Origin of the sequence: Burkholderia plantarii, from assembly GCF_001411805.1 — a bacterium.
Classification (GTDB): domain Bacteria; phylum Pseudomonadota; class Gammaproteobacteria; order Burkholderiales; family Burkholderiaceae; genus Burkholderia; species Burkholderia plantarii.
In genome coordinates this window covers 882680-895147 of record NZ_CP007213.1, presented here as the reverse complement: position 1 = coordinate 895147, position 12468 = coordinate 882680, and the positions used below count along the sequence as shown (strand labels likewise).

General features: G+C 70.8%; 11 protein-coding genes and 1 pseudogene. 2 read left to right on the top strand and 10 right to left on the bottom strand.

The window, feature by feature from the left end; all coding sequences use genetic code 11:
• Positions 1 to 79: 79 nt before the first annotated feature.
• The gene (locus tag bpln_RS21290) at positions 80 to 787 is read left to right on the top strand and encodes a GntR family transcriptional regulator (RefSeq protein ID WP_042627307.1); all 708 of its coding nucleotides are present in this window, start codon (positions 80 to 82) and stop codon (positions 785 to 787) included.
• Between the two features lie 271 nt (positions 788 to 1058).
• Here the strand turns inward: bpln_RS21290 and bpln_RS21285 are convergent, their stop codons facing one another.
• The 9 genes and pseudogenes from bpln_RS21285 to bpln_RS21250 form a co-directional block, all read right to left on the bottom strand.
• Positions 1059 to 1658 carry a hypothetical protein gene (locus bpln_RS21285; protein WP_055139919.1) on the bottom strand — a complete coding sequence of 200 codons (600 nt, stop codon included), beginning with the start codon at positions 1656 to 1658 and terminating at the stop codon, positions 1059 to 1061.
• Positions 1659 to 2219: 561 nt separating this feature from the next.
• Positions 2220 to 3977: a gamma-glutamyltransferase gene (gene ggt, locus bpln_RS21280; protein ID WP_055139918.1), complete on the bottom strand. Its 1758-nt coding sequence runs from the start codon at positions 3975 to 3977 to the stop codon at positions 2220 to 2222.
• Positions 3978 to 4206: 229 nt separating this feature from the next.
• A complete protein-coding gene (locus bpln_RS21275; protein ID WP_055139917.1) occupies positions 4207 to 4806 on the bottom strand; it encodes a TetR/AcrR family transcriptional regulator in 600 nt (199 codons plus the stop codon).
• 120 nt (positions 4807 to 4926) lie between these two features.
• Positions 4927 to 6465 carry an efflux transporter outer membrane subunit gene (locus tag bpln_RS21270; RefSeq protein ID WP_080937350.1) on the bottom strand — a complete coding sequence of 513 codons (1539 nt, stop codon included), beginning with the start codon at positions 6463 to 6465 and terminating at the stop codon, positions 4927 to 4929.
• Between the two features lie 14 nt (positions 6466 to 6479).
• Positions 6480 to 8051, bottom strand: coding sequence for a DHA2 family efflux MFS transporter permease subunit (locus bpln_RS21265; RefSeq protein WP_042627303.1), 1572 nt, complete (start codon positions 8049 to 8051; stop codon positions 6480 to 6482).
• Entirely contained in the window at positions 8048 to 9178 is a 1131-nt protein-coding gene (locus tag bpln_RS21260; protein ID WP_055139916.1) for an HlyD family secretion protein, read from the bottom strand. The genes bpln_RS21265 and bpln_RS21260 overlap by 4 nt, the downstream gene beginning before the upstream one ends.
• Positions 9179 to 9385: 207 nt before the next feature.
• Positions 9386 to 9676, bottom strand: a pseudogene (locus bpln_RS37895) (LysR substrate-binding domain-containing protein); the annotation flags it as partial.
• 38 nt (positions 9677 to 9714) lie between these two features.
• Positions 9715 to 9840 (bottom strand): helix-turn-helix domain-containing protein, encoded by a 126-nt coding sequence (locus tag bpln_RS37890; protein WP_244132008.1) that lies wholly within the window; start codon positions 9838 to 9840, stop codon positions 9715 to 9717.
• A gap of 128 nt (positions 9841 to 9968) precedes the next feature.
• Positions 9969 to 10646, bottom strand: coding sequence for a TetR/AcrR family transcriptional regulator (locus tag bpln_RS21250; protein ID WP_055139914.1), 678 nt, complete (start codon positions 10644 to 10646; stop codon positions 9969 to 9971).
• A gap of 78 nt (positions 10647 to 10724) precedes the next feature.
• Here bpln_RS21250 and bpln_RS21245 point away from each other — a divergent pair, with 78 nt between their 5' ends.
• Positions 10725 to 11468 (top strand): SDR family NAD(P)-dependent oxidoreductase, encoded by a 744-nt coding sequence (locus bpln_RS21245; protein ID WP_055139913.1) that lies wholly within the window; start codon positions 10725 to 10727, stop codon positions 11466 to 11468.
• A 486-nt stretch (positions 11469 to 11954) separates the two neighbouring features.
• Here bpln_RS21245 and bpln_RS21240 read toward each other — a convergent pair whose 3' ends face one another.
• Entirely contained in the window at positions 11955 to 12188 is a 234-nt protein-coding gene (locus bpln_RS21240) for a flagellar transcriptional regulator FlhD (RefSeq protein ID WP_055139912.1), read from the bottom strand.
• Positions 12189 to 12468: the final 280 nt, after the last annotated feature.

Here is a 12468-nt window from a genome sequence, read left to right as displayed (position 1 = left end):
ATATGCTGTACGCGTTTTTTGGTGTCAAGCATGAATGCGTCTGGCATGATCACGTCTGGATTCAGTCAAGACGAACACGATGCAAGACCTGACCGACCCGCCCGGGTCCCATCCCGTCCGCTCGCCGTCCGGCAAGCTGGTGCGCGCCACCACCGTCGATCTCGCGCTGGAGGCGATTCGCGGCAAGATCCTGCGCGGCGAGCTGGCGCCCGGCGCGCCGCTGCGCCAGGAAGCGCTGGCCGACGAACTCGGCGTGAGCCGCGTGCCGGTGCGCGAGGCGATCACGCGCCTGCAGGGCGAGGGCTTCGTCACGATCATTCCGCACAAGGGCGCCTACGTCTGCGCGATCTCGGCCGACGAGGTGCGCGAGACCTTCGAGATCCGCCTGCGGCTCGAGCCGTGGATCTACGGCCGCGCGATGCCGGCCTCCACCGAGGCGACGTTCGCGGCGGCGGCCGACATCGTCGAGCAGATGGAGACGGCGGCCGAAACCAGCTGGGGCCAGTTGAACTGGCGCTTCCACGAAACGCTCTACGCGCCGTCGGGCCTCGATCTCGCGATCGAGACACTGCGCCGGCTCAACGACCGCAACGAGCGCTACTTCCGCTTTCAGGTGGTGAACGTGCCGATTCGCGAGCACACGCGGCGCGAGCACCTGGAGATGATCGAGCTGAGCCGCGCGCGCGACGTCCGGCGCGGCGCCGCGCTGCTGCGCGAGCACCTGCAGCACGCGATGCGGGACATCGTCGAGGTCGCGGAGAAGTTGCTGGCGCAGCGGGCGGGCTGAAGCGGCCGCGCGGCGCGATGGCGAACGCGAAGGGCGATGGCGGTGGCGTGCCGCGAAGCGTCGAGGCGGGTGCGGATGCGAATCGCGGTGGCGCGGCAGGCGCGCGGCGCGAGTGCGAGCGCCATCGGCCGCGTGCGCGAAGGCCGCCGCGCGACGCCCGCGATGCGCGATTCAACCAGGCAGGCGGGCGGCCGCCGGCTTCAGGCCAGGCTCACTCGCCCCGAGGCGGCTGACGGCAGGCAGCCGGACTGACGGCCGGCGCAACCGGCGCTTATGCGAAGGTGTTGACGTTGGCGCCGACGCTACCCGATCCGCTCGTTTTGGTCATCATCTGGTCGAGTGCGCTGATCGCCTCCAGTAGCGCCCCTACCAGCGTCTCGATTATCTGCAGCGCCGCCGCACGCTCCTCGTCGGTCGCTGCCCGCGACAGCTGCTTCTCGGCCTGCGCCAGTTGCTGCTCCAGCCGCTTGATGGTCTGTTCGAGCAGATCCATCGCGCTGGGGCTCGAGTTTTGCCCCGACCCGCTGCCGCCCGTCACGCTCGAAATAATCGATGCCCCCATCGCGGCCAACGTGTCGGCACTGCTCGACGCGGACGACGACGCACCACCCGAGCCGGCGCCGCCCGCCGCGCTCGCGCCCGACGTCGTGCCGGCAGCCGTGCTCGCCACGCCACCGCTGGCCGATGCAATCGACGCCAGCGGGGCCTGCGAAGCCCCGATGGGGGTCCGGGAGGATGCCTGAGCGATGCCTGCCGCGCCCGAGGCATCGAGCGCAGCGCGCTGCTGCCTGTCGCGATTGGCGCGGCCGGCGCCCGATGACGTCTCGTCCGGTGCGGAACCCGGCGCGCCGGCGGCTGGCGAAATGTTCATGCGATGTCTCCTGACGGTAGGCGAAGCGGCGAGCAGGAACGAGACGCAACGGTCGGGACATGCCCGCAACCGGTGCCGGGTGTCGTGGTGGCCGGCGAATCGATGCATGCCGGCATGCCGATGCTTCGCGCGCGTTCACGCCGTTCATGGCCGCATCTACGCGCAAGCCATCCCGACCCCCACCCTGCCCGATGCATTAACGGCAAGTTGTAAGGAAAATTGAGCCGTTCGTCAGGCGCGGCCGCGTACCGTGCAAGGAGGCGACGGCGGGCTGCCGCCGGCGTCGGCGATCGGGTCGCGCGCGGCCCCCGGGCGTGTCGTGGATGCCGCAATGCGGCGCTGGCGCGCCGCCGTGGCTGGCCCCGGACGCGGGCCGCCGCGTTGCTGCTCGAAGCCGTGGCAGCGCTCGCTGCCGTGGCGCCGCCCGAGCCACTGGCTCCCGCGATCGACGCGCGCCGCCCGTCATGCGCGCGGGCCGCGCGACCCGATGGATCGACGCGGCCCGCCCGGCCCCCGGCCCCCGGCGCCATTGCGGCGCCGGCACGGCTTACGGAACCCGCCTCAGTACCCCACCGCCGCGCCCGCCGGCCGGCGCGGATCGTTCGCGCCATAAATGAAGCCGGGCCGCACGATGTCCGACACCGACGAATCGTTGCCCGAGCTGGCACGGCTCGCCACCTCGGTGCCGGGCAGCCCGACCAGCACCAGTTCGGCGGCGCCCCACGGCGTCTGCTCGACCATCCGGTAGCCCATCCCGTGCAGGATCGCGAGCGTGTCGGGCGACAGGCCGCGCGTTTCGTAATAGACCTCGTCGGGCAGCCACTGGTGATGGATGCGCGGCGCGTCCACGGCATCCTGCGGCGGCATCGCGTAGTCGATCACGTTCAGCGCGGTCTCGAGCGTGATCGTGATGATCCGCGAGCCGCCCGGCGAGCCGATCACCATGAACACCTTGCCGTCCTTCGTGACCACCGTCGGCGCCATCGACGAGAGCGGCCGCTTGCCCGGCGCGATCGCGTTGCGCGAGCCCTGCACGAGGCCGAACAGGTTCTGCGCGCCGAGCTTGGTGGTGAAGTCGTCCATCTCGTCGTTGAGGAAGAAGCCGGTGCCCGGCGCGATCACCACGGCGCCGAAGCGGCCGTTCACCGTGTAGGTGGTGGACACCGCGTTGCCGTCGGCGTCGATGATCGAGTAATGCGTCGTCTCCGGCTTCTCGTGGACGCTGAAGCCCGGCACCACCTGCTTCGACGAGGCGGCGCGGTCGGCGCTGATGGTCTTGCGGATCTCGTCCGCGTAGGCCTTGCTCGTCAGCCGCTCGACCGGGTTGGCGACGAATGCCGGATCGCCGAGCAGCGTGTTGCGGTCGAGGTAGGCATGGCGCATCGCCTCGGTCATGTAGTGGACCGCCGCGGCCGAGTGATAGCCGAGCGCGCGCATGTCGTAGCCCTCGAGGATGTTCAGCGTCTCGCAGAGCGTGACGCCGCCGGAACTCGGCGGCGGCGCCGAGATGAACGTGTAGCCGCGGTAGTCGCACTTGAGCGGCTCGGTGTCCTCGGCCCGGTAGGCCGCGAAATCGGCCGCCGTGATCACGCCGCCGCCGCGCCTCGAGGCCGCCTCCACGGCCTGCGGGATCCTGCCGTGGTAGAACGCGTCGTCGCCGTGCCGCGCGATGCTCTCGAGCGTGGCGGCCAGATCCTTCTGCACCAGCCGGTCGCCGGGCTGCAGCGGCGTGCCGTCCTTGCGCAGGAACACGCGCGCCGCGTCGGGATCGTCGCGGAAGCGCCCGGTGGTGGTGTCGAGGATGTCGGTATCGCCGCGCGTGAGCACGTAGCCGTCGCGCGCGAGCTTGATCGCGGGCGCCATCACCTGGCGCAGCGTGAGCTTGCCGTATTTGCGTTCGGCGAGATTCATGCCGGCCACCGTGCCGGGCACGCCGACGGCCAGATAGCCGTACAGGCTCGCGCCCTTGCGCACGTTGCCGGCCTCGTCGAGATACATGTTCGCCGAGGCGCCGGCCGGCGCCTTCTCGCGGAAATCGATGAAGCGGTCGCGCCCGTCGGCCAGATGCAGCGTCATGAATCCGCCGCCGCCGATGTTGCCGCAGCACGGGTTCGTGACGGCCTGCGCGTAGCCGACCGCCACCGCCGCGTCCACGGCGTTGCCGCCCTGCTCGAGGATCTGCACGCCGATCTCGGAGGCCAGGTGCTGCGACGACACCACCATGCCGTGCCGCGCCTCCACCGCGGGCGCGGAGGCCGCATGGGCGCGCGGTGCAAGGCAGGCGGTCAGTACGGTTGCTGCGAGAAGGAAGCGCCTCATGTCGCGAACTCCTGGATCGGCGGTGTGAAGGAGATCCGCGGCGGCCGATGGCGCGCCTGAAGCGAGCCGGAATGAAGCCGGGCCTGGCTTCAGGCCTCCTGCACGCCGCGGCCCGGGCGATCGTAGCATGCATGGCCGCTGGCCGTAGGCCCCCGCCGCGGTCATCCCTCATGGCGATCCGATACCACCGCGCCGGGCTCGCGCGAGCCGGCGCACGCGGCGGCGCCGCTCAGGCCGCCGGCGAGTCGGCGTCCAGATGAAGGCGCTTCAATAGCGCCAGACGCGAGGTTTCGAGGATCGACTCGCGCAGTTCGCCGTCGGCGAGCCGCGCGCTGATCAGCGCGCCGAACAGCTCGGAGCGCATCGAGCGCGCCAGCACGGCGGCATCCTCGCAGCCCATCCGCTCCAGCAGCGCCGTGATGCGCTGCTGCTGGCGCTCCATCCCGCGCACGAACGCCTCGCGCGCCTGCGCCTCGAGGCGCGGGATGTCCGAGCCGAGCGCGGCGATCGGGCAGCCGCCGTTGCGCGAGGTGCAGTGCGCGAGCGAGAGGTAGTAGTCGATATAGGCGGCCAGCGCCTCGCGCGGGGGCTTGCCCTCGATGCGCTTGTCGAAGCGCGCCACCACCTCGTCGAACATGTAGTCGATGCTGGCCGCGATCAGCGCGTTCTTCGACGCGAAATGCGCATAGAAGCCGCCGTGCGTGAGGCCGGCCTCGCCCATCACGGCGGCCACGCTGATCCCTTCCGGGCCTTGCTCGCGGATCGCCCGGGCGGCGGCGGCCAGCACGCGCCTGCGGCTCTCCTGTTTGTGCTCGGGGCTGTATCGCATCCGTTCACCTCGAAAGTAAGCCAACAACATAACATGCAGCGCCGCCGCCCGACGGATCGCCCGGCGCGGGCCGGGCATCACCTCACGCCCCGGCGGCGCCCGCGCCAGGCGCCGTCGCGCTCACCGCGCCGCGCTCGCGAGAGCGGTGTCGTGCGGCCCGCCATCGGGCGCCCAGCCGCCGCCGAGCGCGCGATAGGCGGCCACCGTCGCGCGCGCGCGATCGCCGCTCGCCAGCACCCACGCGCGGCGCGCCTCCAGCAGGCTGCGCCGGCGCCGCAACAGGTCGCCCTGCGCGGCGGTGCCCTGCGCGTAGCTGCGCTGCGCCGACTGCTCGGCGCGGCCGTCGGCGACCACCACGGCGCGCCATTGCCGCGTGTTCTCGTCGGCCTCGGCGAGCGCGACGAGCGCGTTCTCGACGTCCTCGCCGGCACGCAGGATCGCCTGCCGGTATTGCGCCAGCGCCTCTGCGCGCGCGCCCCTGGCCTGCGCGACCTCGGCGTCCACGCGGCCGAAGTCGAACAGCCGCCAGTGGATGCCCGCCAGCGCGGCCGGCTCGAACGCCTTCGCGGTAAACAGGCCGCCCGTGCTCATCCGGTCGAAGCCGAGCAGGCCCGACAGCGAGACGTCCGGGTAATACTGCGCGAGCGCCGCGCCGATGCCGGCCGTGGACGCCGCCAGATGCCGCTCGGCCGCGATCACGTCGGGCCGGCGGCGCAGCAGGTCGGCCGGGCGGATCCCGGCCGGCACGCCCGGCGAGACCGTCATGTCGGGCGGCGTGTCGTCGATCGCGGCCGCGTTGGTGCCGGGCGCGTCGCCCATCAGCACGTCGAGCCGGTTGCGCTGCCGCGCCAGCTGCGTGCGCAACGCCGGCAACAGCGCGCGGTCCTGGCCCAGCTGCGCGTCGGCGTCGTCATGCTCGCGATCGAGCGCGACGCCGTGGCGAACCCGATCGTCCACCACGCGCAGCGCGGCCTCGTCGGTCTCGACCTGCTGGTTCAGCAGCAGCAGCGCCGCCTGCGCGCTGCGCAGCTGGAAATACGCGTCGGCCGCCTCGGCGACGATCGATACGCGCGTGCCGAGCCGCGCCGCCTCGGCCGCGGCGGCCTCGTCGCGCAGCGCCTCGGCGCGCCGGTGCAGGCCGCCCGCGAGATCGAGTTCCCAGCTCGCGCCGGCATCGATCTGCGCGACCGTGACGTTGCGCTGGTAGCCGGGGAACGCGCTCGCCACGCTGCCGAACGGGCTTACCAGCGACTGGTGCAGGCGCTCGACGCTGCCGTCGAGGCTGCCTTGCGGCAGCCATGCCGTGTCCGCCTCGCCGGCCGCCGCGCGGGCCTGCACGACGCGCGCCTGCGCGGCGGCGAGATCGAGGTTCTGCGCCAGCACGCGCGCGACGATGCGCGAGAGCGCCGGATCGTCGAAGCCGGTCCACCAGCGCGCGAGGTCGGCCGCGCCGTCTCCCGCGACGGCGCCGAGCGCGGCCTGCGCGTGATAGCGATCGGCCGTGGCCAGCTCGGGCCGCTGGTAGTCGGGGCCGACCATGCAGCCGGCGAGCGCGAGGCCCGCGAGCAGCGCCGGCGCGAGCCCGCGCGTCACGCGGGCCGCATGCGGCGCGCACCGGCGGCCGAAGCCGAAACGAACGGGGCGGAGGAAGCGGATCATCTGGGTAGTCCTGTTCAATGTCCTGCGTCGCTGCCCGGCCGTTGCGGCGGCGCGACCTTGCGCAACAGCGGCACCAGCACCACGGCGATCGCGAACGCGGCGCCGATCGCGAGAAACGCGTCCGCGTAGGCCATCGTCGAGGCCTCGCGGTAGGCCAGCGCGCGCAGTTGCAGCAACGTGGCCGTGCCGGCGTGGGCCAGGTCGCCGAACGCCTGCCCGAAGTTCGCCTGCGAGCCGGCGATCAGCGTCTGCATCGAGGCGTTGGCGCTCGTCAGCGTGCTGGCGATCCGCTCGAAATGAAAGTTGGTGCGGTTGTTGAGGATCGCCCCGCAGATCGCGATGCCCACCGCGCCGCCGAGGTTGCGCATCATGTTGAAGAGGCCGCTCGCGTATTTCACGCGCGCCATCGGCAGGCTGCCGAGCCCGAGCGTGACGGCGGGCGCCACCGCCAGCACCTGCGGAAAGCCGCGCACGATCTGCGGCCAGAACAGCTGGTCGCCGTCCCACTCGCTCGTGATCTGCGCGAAGCTCAGCATCGACAGCCCGAACAGCGCGAGCGCGCCCATCATGATCCAGCGCGTGTCGAAGCGGCGCGCGAGCATCATGTAGGCCGGCACGCCGAGGAAGCCACCGAGCCCGGTGGCGCACACCACCGTGCCGGTCTGCAGCGCCGAGAAACCGCGCACGTAGCCGAGGAACAGCGGCAGCAGGTAGATCGTGCTGAAAATGCCGATGCCGGTGATGAACGAGAGGATGCAGCCGACCGTGAAGTTGCGGTTGGCGAACGCGCGCAGATCGACCACCGGCCGCGCGAACGTGAGGCTGCGCCAGACGAACAGCACGCCCGCGATGCCCGAGATCCAGGCCGCGTGGCGGATGTCGGCGTCGTCGAACCAGTTCCAGCGCGAGCCTTCCTCGAGCACGTATTCGAGCAGGCCGAGGAACACCGCCAGCAGCGCGATGCCGGGATAGTCGGCGTCCTTGAGCAGCGAGAGGTCGGGCTCGTCGATGTCGACCATGGTCGCCACGCCGAGCGCGACCAGCAGGCCCGGCACCACGTTGATGTAGAAGATCCAGCGCCACGACATCGTGTCGGTGATCCAGCCGCCGATCACCGGCCCGAGCGCGGGCGCCACCGAGGCGATGGTGCCGATCACGGCGGCCGACATCTGCTGGCGCCTGCCCGTGAAATAGTGGAACGACGAGGTGAACACGGTGGGAATCATCGAGGCGCCGATCATGCCCTGCAGCGCGCGAAACGCGATCATGCTGCCGATGCTCCAGGCCAGGCCGCAGAGCATGCTGGCGACCGTGAAGCCGAGCGCCGAGGCCACGAACAGCCAGCGCGTGGAGAACACGCGCGTGAGCCAGCCCGACAGCGGGATCGTGATGATCTCGGCGATCAGGTAGGCGGTCTGCAGCCAGCCGATCTGGTCCTGCCCGGCCGACAGCCCGCCGCCGATGTCCTGCAGCGAGGCCGCCACCACCTGGATGTCGAGCAGCGCCACGAACATGCCGACGCACATCACCGCGAACGGCAGGACCGGCGGATGGGCGGGCGCGGCGCCCTTCGCGGCCGCGTTCATCGTGCCGCCGCGCCGTTGCCGGGGCCGGTTCCATTCCCCGCGCCGCCGGCCGAACGCGTATCGACCGTGGCGGTCACCGACAGCCCGGCGCGCAGCGCGCCGACCGCCGACACCGCCGGGTCGAGCGCGATGCGCACGGGCACGCGCTGCACGATCTTCGTGAAGTTGCCGGTGGCGTTCTGCGCCGGGATCACGCTGAACACCGAGCCGGTGGCGGGCGCGAGGCTTTCCACGCGGCCGCGGATCGTCAGGCCGCTGTCGACGTCGGCCTCGATCTCGACGTCCTGCCCCTGGCGCATGTGGCGGATCTGGTCTTCCTTGAAGTTCGCGTCGATCCACAGGCCCCTGGCCGGCACCAGCGACATCAGCTGCGTGCCGGCCGCGACGAAGGTGCCCGGATGCGCGGAGCGGTTGCCGACGTAGCCGTCCACCGGCGCGTAGAGCGTGGTGTAGCCGGTGTCGAGCTTCGCGTTGCGCAGCGACGCCTCGGCCTGCTCGACGCGGGCGTTCGCCTCGTCCTTCTGCGCGTCGATCACCGCGAGCTGGCGCTGTTGCGCGACGACGGCGGCCTGCGAGGCGCGCACGCGGGCGCTGGCCTGGTCGAGCGTGGTGCGGGCGCGCTGCGAATCCTGCTGCGTGCCCGAATGCGATTCGGCGAGATTCTCGTAGCGCTGCGCGTCGCGATCCGCGAACTGCTGCGCGGCCCGGTCGACGTCGGCCTGCGCCCGGGCCTGCGCGATCTGCGCCCCGATCAGTTCGTGCTGCGCGGCGAGCCGCACCAGCGCCGCCTTCGCGGCGTCCACCTCGGCCTGCGCCGCGTCGAACCGCGCCGTGAAATCGGCCGGATCGAGTTCGACGAGCGGCTGCCCCGCGTGGACGAGCGCGTTGTCCGCCACCAGCACGCGCGCCACGTAGCCCGACACGCGCGGCGAGATCACCGTGACGTTGCCGCCCACGTAGGCGTCGTCGGTCGACTCGTAGAAGCGCCCGCTCAGCCACCAGTAGAGGCCGTAGCCCGCCGCGCCCAGCACCACGATCGTCAGGATGACGAAAGGAATGAGGCGCCGCCTGGCGGGTGTGCCGCGCCCTGCCGCGGCCTCGCCGGCGGCGGCGTTGTTGTCTTGCATCGTTGACTCCTGTTGTCGGGGGTGCCCGCGGGCCGGGGCGCGCCGCGCGGGCGGGCCCCGGCCGATGACGAGCGGCAGGCGTGGAACGCCGTGCGCCGCCTTTGCATGATGACCATCATCCAACATGATATGACATACATCATTCAATGAGCAAGCGCGATGCTTCACGGCGGTGACCGGCATGCGGTCCGCGTATTCCTCGGCAAGTCAGCGCGGCAGCGCGGCCACGCCGCGATTGCTGGCCACCATCTGCAACATGATGTCGGTGGTCTCGATGGTCTTGTGACGGCGCGGCGCGACGTTGGCCGGGCGCAGGAAGGGGTTGTAGATGTCGAGCCGGTCGGTCTCGACGGGATAGGTGATGAGCGCCTCGTCCGTCGGTTGCGCGGGCTTCACGTAGCGCACGCCGGCCGGCGGATGCCGGTCGGCCACCACCAGCACCAGTGCGTGGTCGAAGCCAGCGCCAGCAGGTATTGCCCGGCCTGCGTGAGCCCCAGGCTGCGCCCCTCGCGATCCCGGATCGGCGTGCCGAGCTGCTACTCGATTTTCTTGACGGCGTGGCTCAGCGCCGACTGGGTCAGGAACAGCGCGTCGGCGGCGGCCGTCAGCGAGCCCTGCCGGGCGACTCCGCGAATGATGACGAGATGGATGCGTTCAAGCATGGCGGACAGACGGCAGGCAAGCCGGCTTCGAATGTGACCATGAAAAATTTTAATCGACCCATCAGGGCAAGCCGCTTTTCCTCATGATGGAGCGTTTCAGGCGGCGCGGGCGAACCCGAGCCAGGCCGTCAGACTGGCTTCGCGCCTTCGCTCAGCCGGCCGACGATACCCTCCCATCCCGCCATCGCCATCTCGGCGACGGCCTGGAGTTCGGCTCGCTCGGCGCCGTCCCGCGCCCGGATCGCCATGCCGCTCTGGACGGTTTGCAGAAATCTGGCCAGCTTCGCGACATCGAGCGTGCCCGGCAGCTCGCCGTCCGCAACGGCCTTTTCGAGGCGCGCCACGAGCACCTCGAACGCCCCGCCCCGCGCCGCCCGCATCAAGTCGCCGAGCTCGGCGTGGCCGTCGCTTCCGACGGTACCCAGCGTGACCATGCACCCATGCGGCAGATCGCAATCGGCCCCCGTCATCGCCGCCGCCGAATCCCACAGATAGGCGAACGCCGCTTCGCGGGCGGTGGCTGCCTTGCGAAACCTTCCCAGCACCAGATCCTCGTAGGTGACGGCGTAGAACCGGAGCGCTTCGGCATACAACTCGTCCTTCGAGCCAAAGGCGGCATACAGGCTGGTCGAACCGATGCCGAGCGCATCCGTCAGGTCGGTGATGGAGGTCGCCTCGTAGCCCTTGATCCAGAAAAGCCGCATGGCTCGCGCCAAGGCGGCCTCCCGATCGAACGCGCGTGGTCTGCCACGCCCGCGGTTCGGGCGCTCGGGGGTCTTCGAAACTTCGTCGGATTTTTTTTGCATCGATCGATACATAATTCTTGACTGACCGAAATGCCAATTCTACGATATATGCATCGATCACTACACAAAAGGCGAATCATGAATGACGCACTGGCCGGAAAACGCGCCCTCGTAACCGGTGGCTCGCGAGGCATCGGAGCCGCCATCGCCCTGGCGCTCGCCGACAACGGCGCGGACGTCGCACTGACGTTTCAGAACGCAGCGGACCGCGCGCAGGAAGTCGTGGCGTCGATCGAGAAGCTCGGCCGCCGGGGCGTGGCAATCCGGGCCGACATGGCCGACCCGGCCGCCATCCGGGAGTCGGTCGAAGCAGCGGTCGGCGCGCTGGGTGGCCTGGAGATCCTCGTCAACAACGCCGCCATCGCGCGCTATAACACGATCGCAGACTTCGATGCGGCGGACCTCGACGCGCTTCTCGCGGTCAACGTCCGCGGCCCGGTTCTGGCCACGCAGGCAGCCATGCCTCACCTCAAGGGAGGCGGTCGCGTGATCACCATTGGCTCGGCCGGCGCGGACCGCATCGTTGGCGCACAGGGAACGGTGTACTACATGACGAAGTCGGCGTTGCAGTCGTTTACGCGGGGGCTCGCTCAAGAGTTGGGTCCGAAGGACGTGACGGCCAATCTGGTTCAACCCGGCTCGACCGATACCGAGATGAATCCGGCGGATGGCGAGAGCGCGGACTTCCAGCGCAGCCTCACGCCGCTAGGACGCTTCGCTGCGCCGGCAGACATCGCGGCAGCCGTCGTGTTCCTTGCAAGCCCGGCGGCCCGGCACGTCACGGGCACCATCATCACGGTGGACGGGGGCTTATTGACTTGAGGTTGCCGATCGGGCGGACCTGGCGCCCCCTGCCGGCCGCGTGAGATCGCGGCCACGCGACAGTCCCCGGTGAACCGGCGCCACGGCAAAGCCGCCGACCCCGCCGACCCCGTTCACGCGCAAGTCCCGCTGCGCCCGTTGCCGCCCGGATGCGACGTGCCGTATCCGGGCCGAACCGGAAAAGCGGGGCGGCTCCGGAGCTTGCCCGATCGCGCGAGGGCGTGGCCTCCCCGCGCCGCGATTCGGGCTCGCGGGGCTCGCGGGGCTCGCGCCGGGGTCGACGGCGTGTGCAGGGCGGGCGCCCCGGAATTCGCCGGGTGCCGTATGCCGTACACGGCGAGGCTTGCCGCCGCTCGTCCCCCCGGCCGTCAAGGCATGCCGATCACGGCGCGCACTCGGCGGCGAACTGCCCAAGGTCGCGCCGCTCGCGCATTCGTCGACCGTGCCGGTGCCCGCCCGCGCCGCGGCGACCGGCGCCGCACCAGCTCACGTGCGGGTCGGAATCATGTCCTCGCGCAACTCGCAAAGCGGTTCGCCGTGCCCGGCCAGTTCCTCGATCTGGTCGGGCGTCAACGCGGCGATCCACGCGGCGGTCCGCTCCGAGATGCCCAGTTCGCGCGTCGCCGCCTCCGGATCGATCAGCAACATCTGCTGCATGAGGCCGAGGTAAGCGAGGTTGAGCGCCTTGATCGCGCCGAAGATATCGTCCTGTTCCGCCATGACTTCTCCTGATTGCGCGGCCACCGAGCACATCGGCTGATGCGTGTGCGCCGCCCGCGCTGCCCGGATATCGGGTTGTCGACGCTCACCCTATGCCAGGCGAGGACACCCGGGCCGACAAAAGCCAGCTGAAATCCGCCATGCAGGCTCGTGTCGCCGGATCGCGGGGGCCGGGTCTGAAAAGCTGTCGGATCCATCCAGGATTCAGTCGCCGCCCGGCGGGCGACTCGATTTACGATTCACCGAGCAGTACGCGCCGGCCTTCGGGACGAGCCGGCGC

Excerpts from the sequence above, each read along its gene's own strand:
- bpln_RS21290 (WP_042627307.1), top strand. The coding sequence starts at position 80 with ATGCAAGACCTGACCGACCCGCCCGGGTCCCATCCCGTCCGCTCGCCG.
- bpln_RS21270 (WP_080937350.1), bottom strand. The coding sequence starts at position 6,465 with ATGATCCGCTTCCTCCGCCCCGTTCGTTTCGGCTTCGGCCGCCGGTGC.
- bpln_RS21265 (WP_042627303.1), bottom strand. The coding sequence starts at position 8,051 with ATGAACGCGGCCGCGAAGGGCGCCGCGCCCGCCCATCCGCCGGTCCTG.
- bpln_RS37890 (WP_244132008.1), bottom strand. The coding sequence starts at position 9,840 with ATGCTTGAACGCATCCATCTCGTCATCATTCGCGGAGTCGCCCGGCAG.
- ggt (WP_055139918.1), bottom strand. The coding sequence starts at position 3,977 with ATGAGGCGCTTCCTTCTCGCAGCAACCGTACTGACCGCCTGCCTTGCA.
- bpln_RS21250 (WP_055139914.1), bottom strand. The coding sequence starts at position 10,646 with ATGCAAAAAAAATCCGACGAAGTTTCGAAGACCCCCGAGCGCCCGAAC.
- bpln_RS21260 (WP_055139916.1), bottom strand. The coding sequence starts at position 9,178 with ATGCAAGACAACAACGCCGCCGCCGGCGAGGCCGCGGCAGGGCGCGGC.
- bpln_RS21285 (WP_055139919.1), bottom strand. The coding sequence starts at position 1,658 with ATGAACATTTCGCCAGCCGCCGGCGCGCCGGGTTCCGCACCGGACGAG.
- bpln_RS21245 (WP_055139913.1), top strand. The coding sequence starts at position 10,725 with ATGAATGACGCACTGGCCGGAAAACGCGCCCTCGTAACCGGTGGCTCG.
- bpln_RS21240 (WP_055139912.1), bottom strand. The coding sequence starts at position 12,188 with ATGGCGGAACAGGACGATATCTTCGGCGCGATCAAGGCGCTCAACCTC.
- bpln_RS21275 (WP_055139917.1), bottom strand. The coding sequence starts at position 4,806 with ATGCGATACAGCCCCGAGCACAAACAGGAGAGCCGCAGGCGCGTGCTG.